Here is a 22,819-nt window from a genome sequence, read left to right on the forward strand (position 1 = left end):
ACCGGGCCGCCGCCGCGCCTTAAATCGCCGCCATGGCCCTGCGCGAAATCATCATTCTGCCCGACAAACGGCTGCGTGAAATCTCCAAGCCCGTCGCTGAGGTGACGAGCGAGATCCGCAAGCTCGCCGACGATATGTTCGAGAGCATGTACGACGCCCCCGGCATCGGGCTCGCGGCGATCCAGATCGCCGAGCCGGTGCGGCTGATCACGATGGATCTGGTCCGCAAGGAGGGCAACGGCGCCAGCGAGCCGAAGGCCTTCATCAATCCCGAGATCATCGGCGCCTCGCAGGAGCTGAACGTCTACGAGGAAGGCTGCCTGTCGATTCCCGAATACTACGCCGAGGTCGAACGTCCCAAGACGGTGCGCATCCGCTACATGGACCTCGACGGCAATGTGAAGGAAGAGGACGCCGACGGCCTGTTCGCGACCTGCATCCAGCACGAGATCGATCACCTCAACGGCGTGCTGTTCGTCGACCACCTGTCCAAGCTGAAAAAGGCGATGGTGGTTCGCAAGTTCGAGAAGGCTGCCAAGCGCGGTATCAAATACGTCTGAGCGCTCGCGCAGCTGACCGGCCGGCGCGTTACGGCGCGCGGCCCTCCGTTGGCCAGACCGGTCCGGGACACTCACGCCATGCCGCTTCGCCTCGTTTTCATGGGTACGCCCGAGTTCGCGGTGCCGACGCTGATGGCGCTGGCGGCGCATGGCCACGACATCGCGGCGGTGTATACGCGCGAGCCGAAGCCGGCCGGGCGCGGCATGAAGCTGCAGGAAAGTCCCGTCGCGCTCGCCGCGCACCGGCTGCAGGCGCCGGTGCTGACGCCGAAGACGCTGCGGACCGACGAAGCGCTCGCCAATTTCCGCGCCCATGAGGCCGACGCGGCCGTGGTCGTGGCCTATGGCATGATCCTGCCGCAGGCGATTCTCGATGCGCCTCCACTCGGCTGCTACAATCTGCACGGCTCGCTGCTGCCGCGCTGGCGCGGCGCCGCGCCGCTCAACCGCGCCATCATGGCGGGCGACGCCGAGACCGGCGTGATGGTGATGAAGATGGACGCCGGCCTCGACACCGGCGACGTCGCGATGGCCGAGCGCATTGCCATCACCGACGCAATGACCGTCACGGACGTCCACGACGCGCTGGCGCAACTCGGCGCCGACCTGATGGTGCGGGCGATGGCGGCGCTGGAGCGTGGTCAGCTGCAACTCACCAAACAGCCTGACGAGGGCGTCACTTACGCCGCAAAGATCGACAAGGCCGAAGCGAAGATCAATTTCGGCCAGCCGGCCCGCGCGGTGCTGCGCCACATTCACGGCCTGTCGCCGTTTCCCGGCGCCTGGTGCGAACTGCCGATCGAGGGCGAAGCGGTGCGGATCAAGGTGCTGCGCTGCGCGCTCGCTGAAGGACGCGGCGCGCCGGGCGAGGTGCTGGACGATCAGCTCACCATCGCCTGCGAGAGCGGCGCGATCCGCATCACGCAGCTGCAGCGCGCCGGCAAGCAGCCGATGAGCGCCGAAGAGTTTTTGCGAGGCACGCCGATCGCAAAGGGCGTCCGGGTGGTTAGCTGAGCATATTGCACAGCGTCATGCGCGGGCTTGACCCGCGCATCCATCCTCGAAACAAATCTTTCCTGAACGATGGATTGCCGGGTCAAGCCCGGCAATGACGCCGAATAGGTTGCATGCCCCGCTACAAACTCACCATCGAATATGACGGCGCGCCGTACTGCGGCTGGCAGTTGCAGCCGGCGCTGCCGTCGGTGCAGGGCGCACTGGAGGCGGCGGCGCTGGCGACCTGCGGCGAGGCGGTGCGGGTGCACGGCGCCGGCCGCACCGATGCGGGTGTGCATGCGCTGGGGCAGGTGGCGCATCTCGATATCGAGAAGCCGTTTCGTGCCGACAAACTGCGCGACGCGCTGAACGCGCATCTGCGGCCGAATCCGATTGCGGTGCTGGCGGCCGAGATCGTGCCGGAGACGTTCGAGGCTAGGTTCTCGGCGATCCGGCGACACTATCGCTACCGCATTGCCAACCGCCGCTCCAATCTGGCGCTCGATCTCGGCAAGGTCTGGCGAGTGCCGAAGCCGCTCGACAGCGACGCGATGCACCGCGCCGCGCAGGTGCTGATCGGCAAGCACGACTTCACGACGTTTCGCGACACCGAGTGTCAGGCCGCCTCGCCGGACAAGACGCTCGACGTGCTCGACGTCGTCCGCAACGGCGACGCCGTCGATATCATCACCAACGCGCGGTCTTATCTGCACAGCCAGGTCCGCTCGATGGTCGGCTCGCTGGTGTGGGTCGGCGAAGGCCGCTGGACCGCGGACGATCTTGCGGCTGCACTCGCGGCGAAGCGACGCTCCGCCTGCGGCCCGGTCGCGCCGCCGGAGGGGTTGTATCTGGTGCAGGTGGATTACTGAGGCGCGCGAGTACCACGCGTCCTCACCTCTCCCCGCGTGCGGGGAGAGGTCGACCGGCGAAGCCGGGCGGGTGAGGGGGCGTCGCCGCGAAGCCGAGCTTCAGTGCCTGGGGCGCCCCTCACCCCACCCCTCTCCCCGCAAGGGCGGGGCGAGGGAGTTCGCTGTGCGCGTAGTGGCACTGCGGCCCACACTTGGAGAGTCAGGCGAAATATCGCTCCAGCACGCCGCGATAGATTGCGGTCAGCTGCTCGAGATCGCCGACCGGCGTGCGTTCGTCGATCTGGTGCATGGTCTGGCCGACCAGGCCGAACTCCACCACCGGGCAATATTTGGCGACGAAGCGGGCATCCGAGGTGCCGCCGCCGGTGTTGAGCTCGGGCGTGCGGCCGGTGACCTCGGCGATCGCGCTGCTGACGACATCCGTGAACGCGCCGGGCTTGGTGACGAACACATCCGCATTCGACGGCAGCCACTCGATCCGCGCGCGGATGCGGTTGCCGCACGCCGCCGCCAGCCGCTGCTCGACCAGCGCCTTCAGCGAATCTTGCGTGTGGTGATCGTTGAAGCGGATGTTGAACTTGGCGCGGGCCTGCGCCGGGATCACGTTGGTGGCCGGATTGCCGACGTCGACCGAGGTGAATTCGAGATTGGACGGCTGAAACTGCGGCGATCCATTGTCGAGCGGCTCGCCGTTCAGTGAGGTGATCAGCCTCGCGATATCCGGCACCGGATTGGCGGCGCGGTGCGGATAGGCGACGTGGCCCTGCGTGCCGTCGACGATCAGCACGCCGGACTGTGATCCGCGGCGGCCGATCTTAATCGTATCGCCGATCGCCTCGACATTGCTGGGTTCGCCGACGATGCAGTGATCGAAGGTCTCGCCGCGCTCGGCCGCCCATTGCAGTAGCTTGACGGTGCCGTTGACGGCGACGTCTTCCTCGTCGCCGGTGATCAGGAACGAGATCGAACCTTTCGGCTTGCCGCCATTTGCCGCCAGATAGTCCAGCGTCGCCGCCACCGCACAGGCGATGCCGCCTTTCATGTCGACCGCGCCGCGTCCGTAGAGCAGACCCTCCGCGACGTCGCCCGAGAATGCGCCGTGTGTCCATGCGCCGGCTTCGCCCGGTGGCACCACGTCGGTGTGGCCGGCGAAGCAGAGATGCGGCGCGCTGGTGCCGATCCGCGCATAGAGATTGTCAATGTCGGCAGTGCCGGGCTCGGAGAAGGTGACGCGATGCACGGCGAAGCCGGCGTCGCTGAGCAGCTTCTCCAGCACGCCGAGCGCGCCGGCATCGGCCGGCGTCACCGACGGACAGCGTAGCAGGTCCTGCGCGATCGACAGAGCAGTCGGAAGAGTCATCAGATGACGGCGCCCTGCGGTTCCAGCGGATCCGGCCCGTATTGGTTCGGGCCGCGCGTGCCGCGCAGGCAGCCGAGCTCGACAAAGCCCCAGATCGCGATGCCGAGGCCGATCAGCGACAGCGCCAGATTGGCGCTGCTGTCGCCCATCGTCGTGCCCGAACCGCCGCCGAGGCCCGGCCCGAACCAGAACAGCACAATCCACCAACCGCTCTTGTCGCGGTCGTGCAGACGTTTGATGCCGGTGGCGAGAAACGCCCAGGTCCCGGCGATACTGAGCGCGATCGCGACCGCCCAGATCAGCAGCGCGCCGCCGGCGAAGCGGAACAGATTGTCCGGATCGAGGCCGCCGAGCCAGATCAGTGCGATGCTGCCGAACACGACCCAGACCGCGACGTTGAGCAGACCGACCAGCCAGTACTTGGCGCGGTTGATCCGGCCCTGAAAACTGAACAGCAGTGTGGTCCAATCCATCGTCGCCTCCCCAAGGTGGTGCGCCGGCGATCAGTCTCGCAGCAATTCGTTAATCGAGGTCTTCGAGCGGGTGCGCTCGTCGACGCGCTTGACGATCACCGCGCAGGCGGTGGCCGGGCCGGGATTGCCGTTCTTGAGCGGCTTGGCCGGCATCGTGCCGGGCACAACCACGGCGTATTCGGGCACTTCGCCGACGAAGGTCTCGCCGGTCTCGCGGTCGACGATCTTGGTCGAGGCGCCGAGGAACACGCCCATCGACAGCACCGCGCCTTTGCGGACGATCACGCCCTCGGCGACTTCCGAGCGCGCGCCGATGAAGCAGTCGTCCTCGATGATCACCGGGCCGGCCTGCAGCGGCTCCAGCACGCCGCCGATGCCGACGCCGCCCGAGATATGCACGCGCTTGCCGATCTGCGCGCAGGAGCCGACCGTCGACCAGGTGTCGACCATGGTGGCTTCGTCGACATAGGCGCCGAGATTGACGAAGGACGGCATCAGCACGACGTTCTTGGCGATGAACGCCGAGCGGCGCACGATCGCGCCCGGCACCGAGCGGAAGCCGGCCTCGCGGAAGCGATTCTCGCCCCAGCCCTCGAACTTCGACGGCACCTTGTCCCACCAGCTCGCGCCGCCGGGACCGCCGGAGATCGGGCTCATATCGTTGAGCCGGAACGACAGCAGCACCGCCTTCTTCAGCCACTGATTGACCTTCCAGGTGCCCGACGCATCGCGCTCGGCAACCCGCGCCTCGCCCTTGTCGAGCAGCTCCAGCGCCCGCTCGACCGCATCCCGCACCTCGCCCTTGGTCGAAGCCGTGACCGTGTCACGCGCGTCGAAGGCGGCGGTAATGGTGGATTCGAGAGCGGAGAGCGACATCGGGAGGTCCTTGGGCGGGATTCGGGGAGATTTGCCCGGTGTTGTCCGGATTCGGTGCGCGGGAGTCAAGGCGCTCCCGCACCCCTCTAGGTCATCGCCCGGCTCGTCCGGGCGACCCAGTGTGCCAAAGCCTCAAATGTGAATCGCTACCGCCCTGGAATACTGGGTCGCCCGCTTTCGCGGGCGATGACGGCAAAGGGTGGGGCGACGTCGTTGCTCACGGGCCAGCGGCCGCGTCAATTAGTTGCAAGGCGCTGCCCCACACTCTGACGTCATCGCCCGGCTTGACCGGGCGACCCAGTATCCCAGAGCATCTGCGATGGGAGAGGGCGATGCGGCAGTTCTATGTCTACATCCTCGCCAGCCGGATCGGCGGGACGCTGTACATCGGCGTCACCAATGATCTCGTTCGTCGTGTTGCCGAGCACAAGTCGAAGCAGGTCCCAGGCTTTACGAAGCGGCACGACGTGGGCCGCTTGGTGTATTTCGAAATCTTTGAGGATGTCGAAGCCGCCATCCACCGCGAGAAGCGGCTCAAGAAATGGCCGCGGGAGTGGAAGGTTCAGTTGATCGAAAAGTACAATCCGGATTGGATTGATCTCTTCTTGGAGATTGCCGGTGTGCAATAAGCCAATGCACTGGGATACTGGGTCGCCCGGTCAAGCCGGGCGATGACTTTGATTCTGTGGTTACGTCCCGGCTCACCGCAAGCTTAACCCTGCCAAGAATCCCGTCAGATCATCCGTCACATGGTCCACATGGGCGGCGTCGCGGCCCTCCAGTTCCCAGTCTTCGCGGACGACCTGCTGGCTGCCGTCGGGGACGACCAGGACGGTCGTCATGCCGAGCTGATGCGGGACCGCGAGATTGCGGGCGAGGTCTTCGAACATTGCGGCTTTGGCCGGATCGACGCCGTGCAAAGTGAGGAAGCGGTGATAGGTCTGCGCCGCGGGCTTCGGCTCGAGTTCGGCGGCGACGATGTCGAACACCGCTTCGAAGTGATGGCCGATGCCGAGGCGCTCCAGCACCTTGCCGGCGTGGGCGACCGAGCCGTTGGTCAGGATCAGCTTGCGGCCGGGCAGCCGCGCAATCGCTTCGCCCATCGCCGGATTGGGCTCCAGCGGCGAGTGATCGATGGCGTGCACATAGGCCAGGTAATCGTCGGCGCTGACGCCGTGCTCGGTCATCATGCCGCGCATCGTCGTGCCGTAGCGCTTGTAGTAGTCCTTCTGGATGCGGAACGCCTCGTCGGGCGTCACCTTCAGCCAGTCGGCGACGAAGTCGCGGATCCGCACGTCGACCTGCTGCCAAAGATTGACGTGATGCGGGTACAGCGTGTTGTCGAGGTCGAACACCCAGGTCTCGACGTGATCGAAGCCGCGTGAACCGAGTTGCATCATGGCGTGGTGAACCTGAGTGTCTGGCCGCCGCGGGACATGTCGACCGGCGCGAAGCCGACGGCACTCAGCCCGCGCGCCGAGCAGTCGCCCTGCTCGCTGATTTCGAATTTGCTGTCGCGGGTGCACAGCAGCGTCGCGCCGCCCCAGTTCAGCGCCTTGCCCTTGATCAGGATCGGGCGGGCATTGTCGTCGACCGCTTCGGCGAAACTGAACACGCGCTTCGGCTGCGCGGAGAGGTCGGGGCGCAGGCATTTGCCGGGCTCGACCCGGTACCAGCCACGGCTGGTGATGGTCTTGCCGTCGTCCTCGGCGACTGCCGCCATCAGCCGGCTCTTGGTGTCGTTGCACCAGGTCAGCCCGGTGGCGGACGGCGACTCCACCGCCTTGATCAGCGTGTCGAAGAAATCCGGTGCATTGGCGGCGTCGGATTTGAGGCCGCTCTTGCGCAAAAAGGTCGAAAGGGCCGCCTGCGTCTTCGGGCCGTCGACGCCGTCGATCGGCGTGGTGTCGTAGCCGGCGATGCCGAGCAGGCGCTGAATGCCGGCGAGCCGCGCCTGCTCGTCGTCATATTCGCTGTCCTCGGCCAGATACGCGACGAGGTCGCCGTCGTCGTTCGGCTTCGGTCTGATCTCGGTGAAGGCGGCGAGCGTCTGGCTGCCGCGGCACTGCCGCGCGGCGGCGATGACGAAATTGTCGGAGGCGATGCACAGCCGGTCGGTGCCGTTCTGCGGAATCGGCGAGGCTCCATACAGCGCCAGCGCGCGGGCGTTCAGCATGATGCGGTCGGCGGTGAGTGCGCCCTGCAGCACGACGCGGCATTGCGCCGGATCGATCCTGAACCAGCCGCGCGTCGCCGTGCTGGCCTTGTCGTCGATCCCGATCGCCGCCTCGATCACGTAGCTCATGCGATTGCACAGCTTGAGATCGGCGCGGGCGGCGGTGGCGAGGGTGAGTAGTGGGAGTAGAGTTGCGACGAAAAGCCAGGCGTGCCCCGGATGCAGCGCAGCGCGCCGCCCTTCGCGGCGTGGTGCGCTGCTGATCCGGGGCTCCGGTTTGTGGGGCTGGGCCGAACCGGGGTCCCGGGTCTGCGGGGCAGCACTTCGTGCTGCGCCGCGCCCGGGACACGAACTGGTGGCCGTTGTGCCCGCCATCACTTGTGGATCAGCGTGCCGGTGCCCTGGTTGGTGAACAGTTCGAGCAGCACGGCGTGCGGAACCTTGCCGTCGAGGATGACGACGCCTTCGACGCCCTGTTCGAGCGCGTAGATGCAGGTCTCGACCTTGGGGATCATGCCGCCCGAGATGGTGCCGTCGGCAATCAGCTTGCGGGCGTCCTTGATCGACAGTTCGGGGATCAGCTTCTTGTTTTGGTCGAGCACGCCCGGCACGTCGGTCAGCAACAGCAGCCGCTTGGCCCGCAGCGCGCCGGCGACGGCGCCTGCGAAGGTGTCGGCGTTGACGTTGAAGGTCTGGCCGTCGCCGGAGCTCGCCAGCGGCGCCAGCACCGGGATCAGCTCGTGGCCGATCAGCTGGTTGAGCAGCGTCAGGTCGACCTTTTCGGGTTCGCCGACGAAGCCGAGGTCGATCACTTCCTCGATGCGCGAATCCGGATCGACCATGGTGCGGGTCGCCTTGGTGGCGGTGACCATGTTGCCGTCCTTGCCGCACAGGCCGACCGCCTTGCCGCCGGCCTCGTTGATGTAGCCGACCAGCTGCTTGTTGATCGAACCGGCCAGCACCATCTCGACGATCTCGATGGTGGCGCCGTCGGTGATGCGCAGGCCGGCGGCGAATTCGGACTTGATGCCGAGTCGCTTCAGCATGGTGGCGATCTGCGGTCCGCCGCCGTGCACCACCACCGGGTTCACCGCGGTCTGTTCGAGCAGCACGATATCGCGCGCGAACGCCCTCGCGGTATCCTCGGCGCCCATGGCATGGCCGCCGTACTTGATGACGATGGTTTCCTCGTCGTAGCGCTGCATATGCGGCAGCGCTTCGGACAAGATCCGGGCCTGTTCGAGCGGGCTGATGACGGCGTCGGTCATTGAGCGGGACTCTCGCGATGGTTCTGGGCGGGCTGATTCTGAGACTGGGAGGCGCGACGCACCGCTAGCATTTCGGCGCGGCCGATCCTAGAGCGGACCTATGCGCGCCGCGCTGCCGCCTCAGCGGCGCGGCGCCAGTGCCCCGGCGAGTCCCAGCAGCAGCCAGCTTGCGATCAGCAGCGTGCCGCCGGTCGGAGCGGCCATCGGGAACAGGCCATGGCCGGCGAACTGGCGGAGCGTCAGGTCGCCGGCGAACAGCGCGGTGCCTACAACCAGGCCGAACGTCGCGGCGAGGCCGGCAATGCGGTGGACCAGCCCGCGTTCGGCCAGCAAAGTCGCCGCCAGCACGGCGCTGGCATGAAACAGCAGCATCGACGAGGCCGGGCCGAGCCGGCCGGCATCCGGCACATGTGCGGCGGCGGCCGCCAGCGCCACGCCGGCGGCGCCGAACAGGCCGGCGATCACGATCAGCACGCGGGTCAGCCCGGTCATCAGCGGCGCTCGTCGAGCAGGCGGATCATCGCGGCACGCAGCTCCGGCATGCCGGCACCGGTGCGCGACGAGGTCGCGAGCACTTCGGGGAAGGCGGCCGGATGCTTGGCCAGCGCCGCCTGGGTGTCGGCGACGCGCTGGGCGAGTTCGGCGGCCTTGATCTGGTCGGCCTTGGTCAGCACGATCTGGTAGCTCACCGCGGATTTATCCAGCGTCTTCAGGATGTCGAGATCGACGTCCTTGAGGCCGTGGCGGCCGTCGATCAGCACATAGACCCGGGCCAGCGTGGCGCGGCCCTGCAGGAATTTGTGAATCAGCGTGGTCCACGACGCCACCTTGGCCTTGGAAGCGGCCGCATAGCCGTAGCCCGGCATGTCGACGAGGCGCAGCCCGGCATTGGGTGGGCCTTCGAAGAAGATCAGCTCCTGGGTCCGCCCCGGCGTGTGCGAGGTGCGGGCCAGCGCGTTGCGGCCGGTGAGGGCGTTGATCAGGCTCGACTTGCCGACATTGGAGCGGCCCGCGAAGGCGACCTCGACGCTGTCCATCGGGGGCAGGGTTTCGATCGACGGCGACGCCCAGATGAAGTGCCAGTCGCCCGCAAACATCTTGCGGCCGCGTTCGATCAGGTCGGGATCGAGGGTGTCGGTCATGCGGCTTCGCTCTGATTCGGTCGGATGATGCTACGCCCAAAAACGTGGATGGCCGGGACGAGCCCGGCCATGACGTGGTGTTGCTGAGCTGTCGGACACGCGGCGACCTAAGCGGTCTTCTTCTTCTTGCTGAACGACGATTTCAGGTTGTCGAACAGCTCCACCTTGACGCCGTTGCGCCGCATGATGAAGGCCTGCTGGGCCACCGAGAGCGTGTTGTTCCAGGCCCAGTAGATCACCAGACCGGCCGGGAAGTGCGCCAGCATGAAGGTGAAGATCACCGGCATCCAGGCGAAGATCATCTGCTGGGTCGGATCCGGCGGCTGCGGATTGAGCTTCATCTGGAACCACATGGTGAAGCCCATCACCAGCGGCCAAGCGCCGAGCACCAGATAGTGGCCGAGCACCGGGATCGAGGTCGGATCGAACGGGATCAGGCCGAAGAGATTGAACAGGTTGGTCGGGTCCGCCGCCGACAGGTCCTGGATCCATCCGAAGAACGGCGCGTGCCGCATCTCGATGGTGACGAACAGCACCTTGTACAGCGAGAAGAACACCGGGATCTGCAGCAGCACGGGAAGACAGCCGGCGACCGGATTGATCTTCTCCTTGCGGTAGATCTCCATCATCTCCTGCTGCTGCTTCATCTTGTCGTCCGGATGACGCTCCTTCAGCGCAGCGAGCTGCGGCTGGATCGCCTTCATCTTCGCCATCGAGGCGTAGGACTTGTTGGCGAGCGGCAGGAAGATCAGCTTGACCAGCACCGTCACCAGCAGAATGGCGACGCCGAAATTTCCGACCAGATGGAAGAAGAAGTCGAGCGCCAGGAACATCGGCTTGGTGATGAAGTAGAACCAGCCCCAGTCGATCAGCAGGTCGAAATGATTGAGCCCGAGCTGCTGGTTGTAGCCGCCGAGCCCGGCCAGTGGGAAATTGAGGCCGACGACGCGGGCTTCCTTGGCGCCGGCGAACAGCCGCGCGGTGGCAGTCGCGGTGCCGCCGATCGGAACCGTCTTGGCGTCTTCAAGGTAGTCGGTCTGGTAGGTGCGGGTGGCGCCGACCTGGTTCGACGAGAAGCGGGCCTGCAGCTGCGCGTTGGTTTCCGGGAGCAGCGCGGAGGCCCAGTACTTGTCGGTGATGCCGAGCCAGCCATTGGTGACGTTCTTGAAGTCCACCACCTTGGCTTCGTCTATCTTGGCGTAGGTCTTTTCCTGGAGGCCCTGGTCGCCGAGATAGCCGATCAGGCCTTCGTGCAGGATGTAGTAGCCCTCGACATGCGGCGTGCCGTGGCGCGAGATCAGCGCGAACGGATACAGCGTCACCGCGGCGCCGCCGGTGTTGGTGACGTCGTCCTTCACGGTGAACAGATAGCGGTCGTCCACCGCGATCTGGCGGCGGAACGTCAGGCCCTCGCCATTGTCCCACTTCAGCGTCACCGGGCTCGACGGCGTCAGCGCGCCGGAGCCTTCCTGCTCCCAGACCGTGGTCTGGTTGGGCAGCTTCACGTTCGAACCGGCGGCGCCGACCCAGCCGAACTCGGCGTAATAGGGATTGGCGCTGCCCGACGGCGAGAACAGATGGATCGGGGGCGACTTCGGATCGACGGTTTCGCGGAACTGGTTCAGCGAGAGATCGTCGATGCGGGCGCCCTTCAGCGACAGCGAGCCGGACAGGCGCGGCGTTTCGACCTTGATGCGCGGTGCCGCCGCGATGGCGGCGTCACGGCTCAGCGCCGGGGCATTGGCGGCCGGCGCATTGGTGGCGCCCGGCGCGGTGGGGGCTCCCGGCACAGCCGGCGCTTCTGGCGCGCCCGGCGTGGTCGCGGCGGGCGGCGTCTGCGTTTGCGCCTGCTGCTGCTTGGCGGCGGCTTCCTGCTGCTGCTGCGCCTGCTGGGCGGCGCGCTGCTTTTCCATCTGCGGGATGTTGAAGAAGTACTGCCAGCCGAGCAACACGAGGCCCGACAGGATGACGGCGAGGATGGTGTTGCGATTGTCGCTCATCGGCTCAGGTCTCGCTTCAATCCGGTTTCAACGACCGCCGCGCAATGCGGTCGAGCGCGGAGCGGAGATCGCCGAGCATGACAGCAAAGTCGCGGCTCAGCGCCGCGCGGCGGCCGACCAGCACATAATCGCTGTTCGGCATCATGGAGCTGCGGTCCGTGCGCTTCACCACTTCGCGCAATCTGCGTCGAATGCGGTTACGCTCGGTCGCGGTGCCAATCTTTTTGGTCACCGTATAGCCGACGCGGATCGGACCATCGTCGTCGCGGCGTCGGCTTTGCAAGACGAAGGCGGGCCCGCTGATCCGCGGCCCGTTGGCAACGGCGATAAAGTCCGCCCGTTGCCGTAACCGGTCCACGATCTGATCTCGGGAGGACCCGCTCAGGCGCTCAGACGCTTGCGTCCGCGAGCGCGGCGCGCGGCCAGCACTTTGCGGCCACCGGTGGTGGCGAGACGGGCGCGAAAGCCGTGGCGGCGCTTGCGCACCAGTTTGCTGGGTTGATAAGTCCGCTTCACGGCAAGTTCTCCGCTGGCCCGGTAAGTGCTTCAGAAGGTTGAGATAAGCCCGACAATGGGGCTCACGGATGAGCCGACCGCAGCCCATAATGAACCGCCCCGGGCGAGCCGGGCCATCGCGGACAGTTGGCGCGGCTTATACGGGAGCGACCTGTTCTCGTCAATTGCGCCGGATCGCGCTTTTGCCGCATCTGGAGCAGCGGGGGCGGACCGGGCGTTTTGAAACGCCGCGCTGCCCAAGGCGTAGATGATCGAACGGTAATTTGACCTGACGCGCACGCAGGCGCATCTTGACTTATATCATTTGTGCGCGATCGGCACGACGATGGAGGCGGCGGCAGCAGTGCAGCCAGCGGACCAAAAGCCTGAGACGCATGCCTGGCGGCGTGGCCTGGAGCCGAAGATCGGCTTGTCGGGAAAATTGCTGCTGCTCACGATTCCGCTGATCCTGATCGCCGAAATCCTGATCTATGTGCCGTCGATCGCCAATTTTCGCCTGAACCGGCTCAACGACCGCCTGGCCGCCGCCAATACCGCGGCGCTGGTGCTGGACGCCTCGCCGTCCGGCATGGTGCCGGATACGCTGGCCCGCCAGGTGCTGGACAGCATCGACGCCCGCGCGGTGGCGATCAAGATGGGCCAGCAGCGCCGGCTGCTCGCCAGTTCCAACCTGCCCACCACGGTCGACCATGTGGTCGACATGCGCAACGTCACGCCGTGGGGCGCGATCATCGACGCCTTCGTGGTGATGCTGGAGAGCGGCAACCAGACCATCCGGGTGATGGGCCCGGCCGAGGGCAATGCCCAGTTCATCGAGGTGGTGATCGACGAGGCTCCGCTGCGGGTGGCGATGTACCGGTTCTCCAGCAATCTGCTGCTGGTGTCGCTGACCATCACCAGCCTGACCACCGCGCTGATCTATCTGGCGCTGCATTTCCTGTTCGTCCGGCCGATGCGGCGGCTGACCGCCAACATGGTCAACTTCCGCCGCGATCCGGAAAGCCCGGCTTCGATCGTGATTCCCGGCCCGCGCGGCGACGAGATCGGCCTCGCCGAGCGCGAACTGTCCGACATGCAGCGCGATCTGGTGTCGATGCTGCATCAGAAGAGCCGCCTCGCCGCGCTCGGGCTCGCGGTCTCCAAGATCAACCACGATCTGCGCAACCTGCTGGCGTCGTCGCAGCTGCTGTCCGACCAGCTGTCCAGCGTGCCCGACCCGCGGGTGCAGCGCTTTGCGCCGAAGCTGGTGCGCTCGCTCGAGCGCGCGATCGCGTTCTGCCAGTCGACCCTGTCCTACGGTCGCGCCCAGGAGGCCGCGCCGGACCGCCGCATGATCCTGATCGAGCCGGTGGTGAGCGAGGTCCGCGAAACCGCCGGCCTCGCCGCCGATGGCGGCGTCAGTTCGATCACCTGGGTGACGGCGATCGAGCGCGGGCTGACGATGGACGCCGATCCCGACCAGCTGTTCCGGGTGCTGCTCAATCTGGTGCGCAACGCCGCGCAAGCGCTGGAGAGCCAGCCGCGCAGCGACGCGGCGTTGCAGCAGATCCGGATCACCGGCCGCCGCGAGGGATCGGTAACCATCCTGGAAGTCTCCGACACCGGCCCCGGCGTGCCGCAGAAGGCGCGCGACCATCTGTTCGAGGCGTTCCACGGCTCGGTGCGGGCCGGCGGCTCCGGCCTTGGCCTCGCCATCGCGGCCGAACTGGTCCGCGCTCATGGCGGTGAGATCAATCTGGTCGAGGGCACGCTCGGCGCCACCTTCCGGATCTCGATCCCGGACCGCCCTGTCGATTTGCACAGCCTGCGCCACGAACGCGCCCGCGCCTGATCGGCGCGCCCGCTTGCCTGCTTCGCGCCGTCCTGGGGCCCCGCCCGCCGTGCCACCTCTGGCCGGCGCTCTCCGGCGAGATGAAAAATGGGTGACAAAAAGAGCCATCCCGGCGCTTGCCAAGCCGGAGCGGAGCCGCTAGCTATGGCGGCCTTCGCAGCGGACACCGCTGCGGATCGCCGGCGGCTCCGGGTTCACCCTGCGAGACCGCGGCAAACGCGCCCGTAGCTCAGCTGGATAGAGCACCAGACTACGAATCTGGGGGTCAGAGGTTCGAATCCTTTCGGGCGCGCCATTTTGCCACGATTCAGAACAAAACGCGCGAACGCGAGGGCTCGGGCTTGCCGGCACCGTTCGCTTACAGGCTAGCGTTCCTTTTGGAAGTATCTCGGCGAAGCCGCTCTCACGGTTTTCGCCCGAAGTGCTGACAAGAGATCACGCACCGATCCGACGAAGCCGGCATGGCTGGTGTCGTGCAACGGGGCGTAGCTGTCGGCTCGAGCGAGCGGCGGTGCCAGAACGCGTACAGCGCGGGAGGAACAGCAGCGTCAATGCCGTCGCCACCAGCAGCCCTCCCATGATCGCGACCGCCATCGGTCCCCAGAAGCTCGATCGGCTCAGCGGAATCATCGCCAGGACGGCGGTGAGCGCGGTCAACACCACCGGACGGGCGCGGCGGACCGTGGCGTCGATGATCGCCTCGCCGCGCGGGTGGCCTGCAGCGACGTCCTGCTCGATCTGATCGACCAGGATCACCGCGTTGCGGATGATCATGCCGGCGAGCGCGATCAGGCCGAGCAGAGCGACGAAGCCGAACGGCTTTCCCGACACCAGCAGACCGGCGGCGGCGCCAATCAGCCCGAGCGGCGCCATCAGCAGAACGATCAGAAGCCGGGAGAAGCTCTGCAACTCGATCATCAGCACCACCAGCATGACGATCAGCATCGCCGGCATCACCGCGACCAGCGCGCCGTTGGCCTTGCCGGAATCCTCGATCCGCGCCGCCGAGTTCGATTCGGCTGTCCTTGGTGACGACGACGAGTTCGCCATAGGCCTCGTTGGGCAGTTCGGGATTGACGTTCAGGAGGAAGCGCGGCGGCCCCTTGCCGACATAGGTGCTTCAGGTCACGACGTCGTCGTCGCCTTTCACCAGCGCCTCGGCCTGCTGCGCGATCGCAAGGGTGGTCTCGATCGCGCTGCCGCCCGGCAGACGCAGCTCGACGAACAGTTCAGTGCGGTCCGAGGTCGGGAAGAATTGCTGCTGGATCTGGCCGAATCCGGCCAGTGACACTGCGAAGGCCGTGATCGTCACGCCGATCACCGTGAGCCGATGACGGACGCACCAACTCACTAACTTGCGAAACCAGCGATACACCGGCTTGTCGTAGATCGACGGCGCTGAACCGCCGTGGGGAGGGCGCGCCGGCAGCAATTGGAAGCCGAGATAGGGCGTCAGCAACACGGCGACCAGCCACGACGCCAGAAGCGCGATGCCGACCACCCAGAAGATGCTGCCGGCGTATTCGCCGGTGCCGCTGGACGCCATGCCGACCGGAAGGAAAGCGGACGAGGCCGTGCTGCGGCCTAGTGGCCCGTGGGAGCCTCCGTCAGAAAGGCCACGAGCATATCGGCCAGCATCCCGGGCTGTTCCTGCTGGAGCCAATGGCCGGCGCCGGCTACAAAATGGGGCGTTATCGGCTCTCGCGCGAGACGCGCACTCATCGCATCGATCGCGCCGACCGCCTGGAAGGCGGCCCAGTCTCCTTCACCCGCGACGAACAGCGTTGGACATTCGACCTGACGGCCGGCGAACAGCGCAAGACCGCGGGCCATGTCTCCTCGCATCGCGCTTCGATACCATTGCATGCCGCCCTGAAAGCCGGTCCGCGCAAATTCGCCCGCGACGACTGCCAGGTCCGCCTCGCTCAGCCACATGCATTGCTCGATCTGTTCTTTAGACGGCATGCTGGCGGCGGCGATCTCGGCCATGGTCTGGTCCGCGGGCATGACGTAGTAATAGGGCAGGCGGGCGAGTTGTTCGGCACTCGCGCCTTCGAGTGGGCGAGGACGATTGTTCGGCCAGTCGGCGCTCTTCTGGTGATAATAGCCGCGCAGCATGTCCGACACGCCTTGCGGGCAGTTCCACATATCGCCGTTTGCCTCGGGTCCTGCGTAGTAGAGTAGATAGTGTCGCCTCGGCGTAGGAAGCGCCAGGAGCGCGGCATGGATCGGATCGTCCGCCGGCGCTGCGCCGAGGCGCGCGCCGAGTGCGGGCGCTCCCGCAAAGGGGGTGCCGAGCAGAACCAGCCGCCGGAAAAGATCGGGCCGCACCAACGCGCAGGTGCCCGCGACGAGTGAGCCGAAGTCATGGCCGATGACAGCGTCCACTTGGTTCAGACCGAGCGCTCCCAGCAGCGCGACCATGTCGCCGGCCAGGTTGAGAACCGAATAGGGCTCGACGGCGTCGCTATAGGACACCGGCTCTGGTGTCGTCCGCCCATAGCCGCGCTGGTCGGGCGCGATCACATGATAGCCGTGATCCGCGAGCAGCGGCATGATCTGCCGCCAGCAGAAGGCAAGCTCCGGGAAACCGTGGAGGAGCAGGATGGCGCCCGCAGACCCCGGCGCTTCCCCAGCCTCCAGGATGTGCATCTGGAGACCATTCACGTTCTCCACGATCCGGGATCGTATGCCGGCTGGCAGTACGGCCTCACTCAGCGGATCGATCGAATGCGTCGCCATGGCTCTCCGTCCTGATCTTCCGTCCCGATATCAGCACCAGCGTTGGCTTCAGTCGAGAAACAGGCGAGGCCGATCTTGCTGACCGATCACCATGGCAATGCCGACCGCAGCGGCTGCCTCGGCTATCGACGCGTCCGCTCCGTCGCTCTGAATATCCGGGCGGTCGGCGAACCTCTGTAACGTTTGTTACAAAGTTTGCAGCAGCCACGGTGCTACGAGCGGCATCGGGCAAGACATTGGTCGCGGCCGTCGCGCCGCAATGATCGGGCAGGAACAGCCGGCCAAGACGGCACCGGACTTCAAAGGAGCGATTATGGATCTGGATCATCTTTGCTGCGGATCGATTTCACAAATTGCCCCACTGATTGAAGACAAATCCGTGTCGCCCGTCGAGCTGACCTCCGCGATACTCGCGCGTATCGAACGGATCGATCCTGAGCTTCATGCCTACGTGCATGTCGATCCCGAGCAGGCGCTCCGCGCGGCGAAATCAGCTCAGGCTGAAATTCTGTCAGGCAACTATCGGGGCCCGCTTCATGGCGTCCCGCTCGGCATCAAGGACATTTTCGACACGGTGACGATGGTCACCGAGTCCGGCTCGGCGCAGTTGCGCGGGCGCATGCCCAAGTCCAATGCTCACGTCGTCGAGCGCCTCGATGCCGCAGGCGCGATCATGCTCGGCAAGCAGGCGACGGCTGAATTCGCGTTTATCGGCTATCCGCCCGATGTCGCGCCGGCGCCTGTCAATCCCTGGTCGTCGGACAGAACGCCGGGCATGTCATCGGGAGGATCAGCGGTGGCCGTTGCGGCTTCGCTTTGCTTCGGCGCCTTTGGATCCGATACGGGCGGTTCGATCCGGTTTCCGAGTGCCGTGAACGGTATCGTCGGCCTCAAGCCGACATTCGGCCGGATCAGTCGGCGCGGTGTGCATCCGTTCGCCGCCACCCTCGATCATGTCGGCCCGCTCGCCCGGTCGGTAACAGATGTGGGCCTGCTCTACCGGGCGGTTGCCGGCCACGACGATGGTGATCCCTTCAGCGCCGCCGCTGAGGTGAGCGATCCGCTCGTGACGCTCTCCGAGGACGTCCGCGGCCTGCGCGTGGGCATCGATGTCCGCTATTTCGAAACCTATGCCGAACCGGAAGTCATCGAGGCAACGCTTGCGGCCGTCGCCAGGCTCGAAGCGAACGGCATGGCCGTGATCCCCGTCGATCTCTCAAAGATAGCAGAGGTCTGTCACCATTGGCTGGCTGTGGCAGGCTCTGAAGCCTTGCAGGCCTATGGGCGGGAGAGGTTTCGCCAAAACGGCGCTGTGTTCGGCAGGAATATGCGCGAACTCCTGACCGTCGGCGACCAGACGACTGCGGACGATCTGCTTCGGGCCGCAGCGGCGCGCCGGCGTACGAACACTTTGTTGGACATCGCGTTCCGGCAGGCCGATTATCTCCTGCTCCCAGGCATCGGCTCGCGCGTGCCGTCGCTTGCCATGATGGCGGCGGAGCCGGAAGTCCCCCCCGAAGCAGTCGCTGCCGCTATCGCCTTTTCCGCACCATTCAACTTCAGCGGTCATCCGACCCTGTCTCTTCCCAACGGAGTCGACGCGGAAGGGTTGCCGTTCGGCGTGCAGCTCGTCGCCCGGCCGTTCGACGAGGCCGGGTTGCTCAAGGTTGGCTATGCGACAGAACAGAGCGCGCCCAGCCTGACGCGCCCGCACGACTCCCGCGTCTGATACGCTGGCGTCGGGATTGGCTTCCGACGCTTGTTGCCATCACGCGACAAGGCTCGAACGCTGTTGCGCGGCGTCGCTTTGGCAATATAGATCGCAGCGCAGAGGGAAGCCCGACGGTCAGAGGAATTCCGCCTTGGCCTTGAGCCGATCGAGATGAAGGAGCTCGATCGATCCATAGTGCAGGGCGATCAAGCCTTCGGCGGCGAGGCTCTTCACGACACGATGGATCGATTGCCGCGAGACGCTCACGAAGGTGGCCAGTTCCGAGTGCGTCACCGTGACCATGAGCCGTCCTTGTGGATCGCGGCGGGCTAGTTCGAGAAGGCGAAGGACGATCTGGCTCGGGAGATCCCCAAGTTTGGCAGTCGCGACCTGGTTGCTCAACGTCCGCAACCGGCGTGCAAACAGTTGGAGCAGGGCGTTATCGAATTCCCGATGCTTCGTTCTCAGCTCATTGAAGGCAGCCGGGCCGACCACCTGGAGCTGAACATCGTCGAGTGCCTCGGCGGTTTGTGGGAGCGGATGGTCGAAGATCAGACTGCTTGCAGCGAGGCATTCGCCGGGTCCGAGCAGGCCGTAAATCATCTGATGACCATCGATACGCATCAGGGACAGACGAACCGTTCCTTCGAGCACGCGATACATCGCGCGCTCTGAATCGCCATGCTGAAAGATGAATCCGCCCGCGTCGACATGCCGGCGTACCGCCGCGGTGGCGACCGCTTCCCGAACCTCCGGCGACAGCCACTGAAAGATGTCCGTTTCGATACCAGGAGCCGGCGTACGTTCAATTGAGGTCGCGCGCCGATTGAGGCTCGCTCGCGGCGCAGAAGCCGAACGCCGGATCATCGTCGCCGCTGCATCTGATTTGGGGCGCACGTCGTCGACGCGTAGTTCTGAGTCATCAGGTGTAAACCGCAATCCAGGCTCTGAACGCTATCGACAGGATAACCTGCCGTCACGGAAATTCCAGTTATTGTAACAAGCTTGACAGTAGCATCCACCCGGGAAGCGTAAGCCAGCAGGGCGGTCACCCAATCTCCCCGCCCTCACGCCGATCGACGACAATCCCGGGAATCGACATGACAAAGAATTTCGAAAGCCCTTCGGACGCAGCCGTATTGGAAGCCAAGCATGTCTCTGAAAGGCCGTCGATCCTGCTGCTCAACGCCGCTGACGACGTCTTGATCGCGCTACGCCCGATTGCCAGGGGTGAGCTTTTGCGCGACGGCATCATCGCGCAGGACGATATCCCCGCGGGTCACAAGATCGCACGGCGCGCGCTGGCGAAGGGCGCGGAGATCAGACGATATAGTTCTTTGATTGGGGCAGCTTCAGCCGACATCGCGGCAGGCGCGCATATCCATCTCCACAATCTCGAGATGCTCGATTTCGCGCGCGATTACGCGTTCTGCTCGGAGGTGCGTCCGGCGCCGGTCGCTGCCGAAGCGCGCACTTTCGAGGGCATCGTCCGTGACGACGGGCGCATTGCGACGCGCAACTATATCGGCGTGATCTCGAGCGTGAACTGTTCTGCAACGGTCGCCCGCATGGTCGCCGATCATTTCCGTGGGCGCCTGGACGATTACCCAAATGTCGACGGCGTCGTTCCGTTGACGCACAAGCGCGGGTGTGGTCTCGACGCCAAGGTCGAAGGCGTCGAGGCGCTCCGCCGCTGTATTGCGGGCTATGCTGCGCATCCGAACTTCGCGAAGGTGATCATCATCGGCCTTGGCTGCGAAGTCGGTGATCTGACCGGCGTGCTCGGTGGCGCTTCGGGAGATGCGCTGGTCATTCAGCAGTCGGGGGGAACAGCGGCGACCGTTCGCGCAGGCATCGAACGTGTCGAGGCCTCTCTCGAACAGGCGAACAATGTCCGCCGCGTGCCGGTGCCGGTCAGCGAGCTGAAAGTGGCCCTGCAATGTGGCGGCTCGGACGGCTATTCCGGCGTCAGTGTCAATGCTGCGCTTGGTGTGGCAGTAGATCTCCTCGTTGCTCAGGGCGGCACCGCCATCCTGTCGGAAACGACGGAATGCTACGGCGCCGAGCACGTGCTGACCCGTCGCGCGATTAGTCGAGAAGTAGGTGAGAAGCTCGTCGCTCGGGTGAAATGGTGGGAGGAGTTTGCCTCCCGCAACGGGATGGTCATCAACAACAATCCTTCGCCGGGCAACAAGGCGGGAGGACTTACGACGATCATCGAGAAGTCGCTGGGTTCGATCGCCAAGGGCGGCACCAGCAATCTCATGGCGGTCTATGGCTATGCCGAGCGGGTGACAGAACGTGGGCTCGTTTTTATGGACGCGCCCGCATTCGATCCGGTCGGCGCGACGGCTCAGGTCGCCGGCGGGGCGACCGTCATGTGTTTCACCACCGGGCGAGGGTCCGCCTTCGGCTGCAAGCCGACCCCCTCTTTGAAGCTGGCCAGCAATTCCGAACTCGTCCGGCGGATGCCGGATGACATGGACATCAATTGCGGAACGGTCCTCGACGGAGAGGAAACGGTTGAAGCGGCTGGTGCTCGAATCTTCGAGGAAATCCTCCAGACGGCTTCCGGAAAACGAACTTGCAGCGAGCGCCTCGATTACGGCAACGAGGAATTTGCGCCTTGGGACATGGGAGTGATGCTGTAAGCCCGGCGTCGGCACGCGGGGCTTGATATTTCCGGCTGTTCGCGCTCGCCAAAGGCCATGTGAACGCCGTGAAGCGGCGGCTCCTGCATGGGGCAGATGCGTCCTTGGTCGATGTTGCGGGCGCTTGCCGGCTGGCGGCCGGCGGCGTCAAATGACGGTGTCGGATTCCGCTTCGTGGGCGCCGCATGTCAGGCTCTCTGCCGAACGTTCCTGCCAGTGAAGATCCCGATCGCTGGTATTGCACCAACATGGTTGGCGTGCCGGTCGGGCTGGTCGGCTCCACCGCGTTCAACCGCTGTCTGCGGCGGATCTCGATCCACGGCACGCGCGAAACGCATCCCGGATTGTTCCGGCTGCTCGCGGATTGCGACACGCAGGCTGCAGCAGCCGACGTGTTCGAGCATTACATGCAGATCGAGTTCGGACTCGGTCAGGCGCGCGACGGCGCGCCGCAGCGGCGCGCGACCAGCTATCTCGAGCTGCTGCGCGGTTGGGGCGTGGATGCCAATTGTCCGAAGGCAGCCGTGCTCAAGGGCTGGGTGGAGAGCCGGTTCGGCCTGGTGCCGATCTTTCATCGGCAGCGGCTCGGCCGGTTTCCGTCGCCGGGCTGGTCGGCTTATCTGCAGGACAAGACCGACAGCCGCTTTCACACCAACTGCATCTATCAGCAGTTCGATCTGCTGTACGAATATTGCCAATGGAGCATCCGGCACTTCAAGGCGCCGGGGCCGCGCTTCGTCCGGTTGTGGCGCGGCACCAACGCGATCGAGGAGCAACTCGTCGAGGGCGATGCGCGGCAGCCGGTGTGCACGGTGCGGCTGAACAATCTGGTGTCGTTCAGCGACTCCAGGGAGCGTGCCGACGAGTTCGGCGACTGGGTGCTGGAAACCGAAGTGCCGACCGTGAAGCTGCTGTTCTTTCCCGGCCTGCTGAGCGGCCACGTGCTGGGTTATGAAGGCGAGTATCTGGTGATCGGCGGTCGCTACAAGGTCCGTGCGCATCACGGCTGGTTTTGAGGACACACCGCTCCCCAGGTCATTCCGGGGCGCCCGCGTAGCGGGTGACCCCGGAATGACCTGCTCGGGGCAAAGGAGCGCGCTACGTGGTGCTCAGCCCGTCTCTCCCGGCTCCTCCGGCCGCGGATCGCCGAAGCCGTAGGCCTTGCCTTTGATGCTGTCGATGTCGATGCGGATCACTTTGGTGATGCCGAGTTTCTTGGGCGGATAGTCGAATGTGCGCTCGGTGAACCGGCTGACGATCAGGTCGAGCGCCTTCACCTTCTCGGCCCGATCCTCGACGAAGCTGGCGCGGCCGAAGCCGATTACGGTGCGATGCCGCGCCTCGAAATCGCAGGCGGCGTCGGCGGTGACCACGCCGTGTTCGGCCGTCACCTCGAAGCAGACGCGGTTGTTCTGCTTCAGGATCTCGATCTTGGTGCCGGCGCTGGCGGAGTGGAAGTACAGCGCCGTGCCGTCGAAGCCGTAGAACACCGGCACGAGAAACGGCACGTTGTCGCGCGCCAGCGCCAGATGCATCACCTTGTCGCCGGCGAGGATCGCGTCGATTTCGGCGCGATCGGTGATCTCGCGGCTGCGCCGCCGCATCGGCCGGTCGAGGATCGCGCTGGCAGGGTCGGTCATCGGAATCT

22 protein-coding genes, 1 tRNA gene and 1 pseudogene are annotated in these 22,819 nt (G+C 65.5%); 9 read left to right on the plus strand and 15 right to left on the minus strand.

Annotation, left to right across the window (positions count from 1 at the left end; translation table 11 throughout):
* Nucleotides 1–32: 32 nt before the first annotated feature.
* From def to truA, 3 genes are all read left to right on the plus strand, one after another.
* Nucleotides 33–560: a peptide deformylase gene (gene def, locus IP86_RS22815; protein WP_054164721.1), complete on the plus strand. Its 528-nt coding sequence runs from the start codon at nt 33–35 to the stop codon at nt 558–560.
* A 78-nt stretch (nt 561–638) separates the two neighbouring features.
* The gene (gene fmt, locus IP86_RS22820) at nt 639–1,574 is read left to right on the plus strand and encodes a methionyl-tRNA formyltransferase (RefSeq protein WP_054164722.1); all 936 of its coding nucleotides are present in this window, start codon (nt 639–641) and stop codon (nt 1,572–1,574) included.
* A 113-nt stretch (nt 1,575–1,687) separates the two neighbouring features.
* Complete coding sequence (gene truA / locus IP86_RS22825; RefSeq protein ID WP_054164723.1) at nt 1,688–2,425, plus strand: tRNA pseudouridine(38-40) synthase TruA; 738 nt, start codon at nt 1,688–1,690, stop codon at nt 2,423–2,425.
* Between the two features lie 199 nt (nt 2,426–2,624).
* Here truA and dapE read toward each other — a convergent pair whose 3' ends face one another.
* Genes dapE through dapD form a run of 3 tightly spaced genes read right to left on the minus strand, consistent with a single transcriptional unit; the run spans nt 2,625 to nt 5,134 of the window.
* Nucleotides 2,625–3,785, minus strand: coding sequence for a succinyl-diaminopimelate desuccinylase (gene dapE, locus IP86_RS22830; protein ID WP_054164724.1), 1,161 nt, complete (start codon nt 3,783–3,785; stop codon nt 2,625–2,627).
* Entirely contained in the window at nt 3,785–4,258 is a 474-nt protein-coding gene (locus IP86_RS22835; protein ID WP_054164725.1) for a DUF805 domain-containing protein, read from the minus strand. The genes dapE and IP86_RS22835 overlap by 1 nt, the downstream gene beginning before the upstream one ends.
* A gap of 30 nt (nt 4,259–4,288) precedes the next feature.
* Nucleotides 4,289–5,134 carry a 2,3,4,5-tetrahydropyridine-2,6-dicarboxylate N-succinyltransferase gene (gene dapD / locus IP86_RS22840; protein ID WP_054164726.1) on the minus strand — a complete coding sequence of 282 codons (846 nt, stop codon included), beginning with the start codon at nt 5,132–5,134 and terminating at the stop codon, nt 4,289–4,291.
* A gap of 332 nt (nt 5,135–5,466) precedes the next feature.
* On the opposite strand from dapD, the gene IP86_RS22845 reads away from it, so the two are divergent.
* Entirely contained in the window at nt 5,467–5,763 is a 297-nt protein-coding gene (locus IP86_RS22845; RefSeq protein WP_054164727.1) for a GIY-YIG nuclease family protein, read from the plus strand.
* Nucleotides 5,764–5,835: 72 nt separating this feature from the next.
* Here the strand turns inward: IP86_RS22845 and IP86_RS22850 are convergent, their stop codons facing one another.
* The 8 genes from IP86_RS22850 to rpmH all read right to left on the minus strand — a co-directional run bounded on the left by IP86_RS22850 (nt 5,836) and on the right by rpmH (nt 12,236).
* Nucleotides 5,836–6,534, minus strand: coding sequence for a pyrimidine 5'-nucleotidase (locus tag IP86_RS22850; RefSeq protein WP_082364211.1), 699 nt, complete (start codon nt 6,532–6,534; stop codon nt 5,836–5,838).
* Nucleotides 6,531–7,685, minus strand: a complete 1,155-nt coding sequence (locus tag IP86_RS22855; RefSeq protein WP_082364213.1) for a DUF1036 domain-containing protein — start codon at nt 7,683–7,685, stop codon at nt 6,531–6,533. Before IP86_RS22855 ends, IP86_RS22850 begins: the two co-directional genes overlap by 4 nt.
* Entirely contained in the window at nt 7,685–8,578 is an 894-nt protein-coding gene (gene argB, locus IP86_RS22860; protein WP_054164728.1) for an acetylglutamate kinase, read from the minus strand. The genes IP86_RS22855 and argB overlap by 1 nt, the downstream gene beginning before the upstream one ends.
* A 120-nt stretch (nt 8,579–8,698) precedes the next feature.
* The gene (locus IP86_RS22865) at nt 8,699–9,070 is read right to left on the minus strand and encodes a DUF423 domain-containing protein (RefSeq protein WP_054164729.1); all 372 of its coding nucleotides are present in this window, start codon (nt 9,068–9,070) and stop codon (nt 8,699–8,701) included.
* Nucleotides 9,070–9,720, minus strand: a complete 651-nt coding sequence (yihA, locus tag IP86_RS22870) for a ribosome biogenesis GTP-binding protein YihA/YsxC (protein WP_054164730.1) — start codon at nt 9,718–9,720, stop codon at nt 9,070–9,072. Before yihA ends, IP86_RS22865 begins: the two co-directional genes overlap by 1 nt.
* Before the next feature lie 107 nt (nt 9,721–9,827).
* Complete coding sequence (yidC, locus tag IP86_RS22875; RefSeq protein ID WP_054164731.1) at nt 9,828–11,720, minus strand: membrane protein insertase YidC; 1,893 nt, start codon at nt 11,718–11,720, stop codon at nt 9,828–9,830.
* A 16-nt stretch (nt 11,721–11,736) separates the two neighbouring features.
* On the minus strand, nt 11,737–12,078 hold the full coding sequence (gene rnpA, locus IP86_RS22880) for a ribonuclease P protein component (RefSeq protein WP_054164732.1): 342 nt from the start codon (nt 12,076–12,078) through the stop codon (nt 11,737–11,739).
* Between the two features lie 23 nt (nt 12,079–12,101).
* Nucleotides 12,102–12,236, minus strand: coding sequence for a 50S ribosomal protein L34 (gene rpmH, locus IP86_RS22885; RefSeq protein ID WP_006609582.1), 135 nt, complete (start codon nt 12,234–12,236; stop codon nt 12,102–12,104).
* 343 nt (nt 12,237–12,579) lie between these two features.
* On the opposite strand from rpmH, the gene IP86_RS22890 reads away from it, so the two are divergent.
* Together IP86_RS22890 and IP86_RS22895 are read left to right on the plus strand one after the other, a co-directional pair.
* Nucleotides 12,580–14,067 carry an ATP-binding protein gene (locus IP86_RS22890; protein ID WP_054164758.1) on the plus strand — a complete coding sequence of 496 codons (1,488 nt, stop codon included), beginning with the start codon at nt 12,580–12,582 and terminating at the stop codon, nt 14,065–14,067.
* Between the two features lie 218 nt (nt 14,068–14,285).
* A tRNA-Arg gene (locus IP86_RS22895) sits at nt 14,286–14,362 on the plus strand.
* A 108-nt stretch (nt 14,363–14,470) separates the two neighbouring features.
* On the opposite strand, the pseudogene IP86_RS28320 reads toward IP86_RS22895, so the two are convergent.
* Together IP86_RS28320 and IP86_RS22910 are read right to left on the minus strand one after the other, a co-directional pair.
* Nucleotides 14,471–15,652 (minus strand): annotated as a pseudogene (locus IP86_RS28320) (efflux RND transporter permease subunit); the annotation flags it as partial.
* Complete coding sequence (locus tag IP86_RS22910) at nt 15,652–16,809, minus strand: alpha/beta fold hydrolase (protein WP_054164735.1); 1,158 nt, start codon at nt 16,807–16,809, stop codon at nt 15,652–15,654. The gene IP86_RS22910 and the pseudogene IP86_RS28320, both read right to left, overlap by 1 nt.
* A 313-nt stretch (nt 16,810–17,122) precedes the next feature.
* On the opposite strand from IP86_RS22910, the gene IP86_RS22915 reads away from it, so the two are divergent.
* Entirely contained in the window at nt 17,123–18,538 is a 1,416-nt protein-coding gene (locus IP86_RS22915) for an amidase (protein ID WP_197279960.1), read from the plus strand.
* A gap of 117 nt (nt 18,539–18,655) precedes the next feature.
* On the opposite strand, the gene IP86_RS22920 is transcribed toward IP86_RS22915, so the two are convergent.
* On the minus strand, nt 18,656–19,387 hold the full coding sequence (locus IP86_RS22920; protein WP_054164737.1) for a Crp/Fnr family transcriptional regulator: 732 nt from the start codon (nt 19,385–19,387) through the stop codon (nt 18,656–18,658).
* A 233-nt stretch (nt 19,388–19,620) separates the two neighbouring features.
* Here IP86_RS22920 and IP86_RS22925 point away from each other — a divergent pair, with 233 nt between their 5' ends.
* Nucleotides 19,621–21,171 carry a UxaA family hydrolase gene (locus IP86_RS22925; protein ID WP_054164738.1) on the plus strand — a complete coding sequence of 517 codons (1,551 nt, stop codon included), beginning with the start codon at nt 19,621–19,623 and terminating at the stop codon, nt 21,169–21,171.
* 185 nt (nt 21,172–21,356) lie between these two features.
* Entirely contained in the window at nt 21,357–22,187 is an 831-nt protein-coding gene (locus IP86_RS22930) for an NAD(+)--dinitrogen-reductase ADP-D-ribosyltransferase (protein ID WP_054164739.1), read from the plus strand.
* Nucleotides 22,188–22,280: 93 nt separating this feature from the next.
* Here IP86_RS22930 and IP86_RS22935 read toward each other — a convergent pair whose 3' ends face one another.
* Nucleotides 22,281–22,811 carry a pyridoxamine 5'-phosphate oxidase family protein gene (locus IP86_RS22935; protein ID WP_054164740.1) on the minus strand — a complete coding sequence of 177 codons (531 nt, stop codon included), beginning with the start codon at nt 22,809–22,811 and terminating at the stop codon, nt 22,281–22,283.
* Nucleotides 22,812–22,819: the final 8 nt, after the last annotated feature.

This window comes from Rhodopseudomonas sp. AAP120 (assembly GCF_001295845.1).
In the GTDB taxonomy this organism is placed as follows: domain Bacteria; phylum Pseudomonadota; class Alphaproteobacteria; order Rhizobiales; family Xanthobacteraceae; genus Rhodopseudomonas.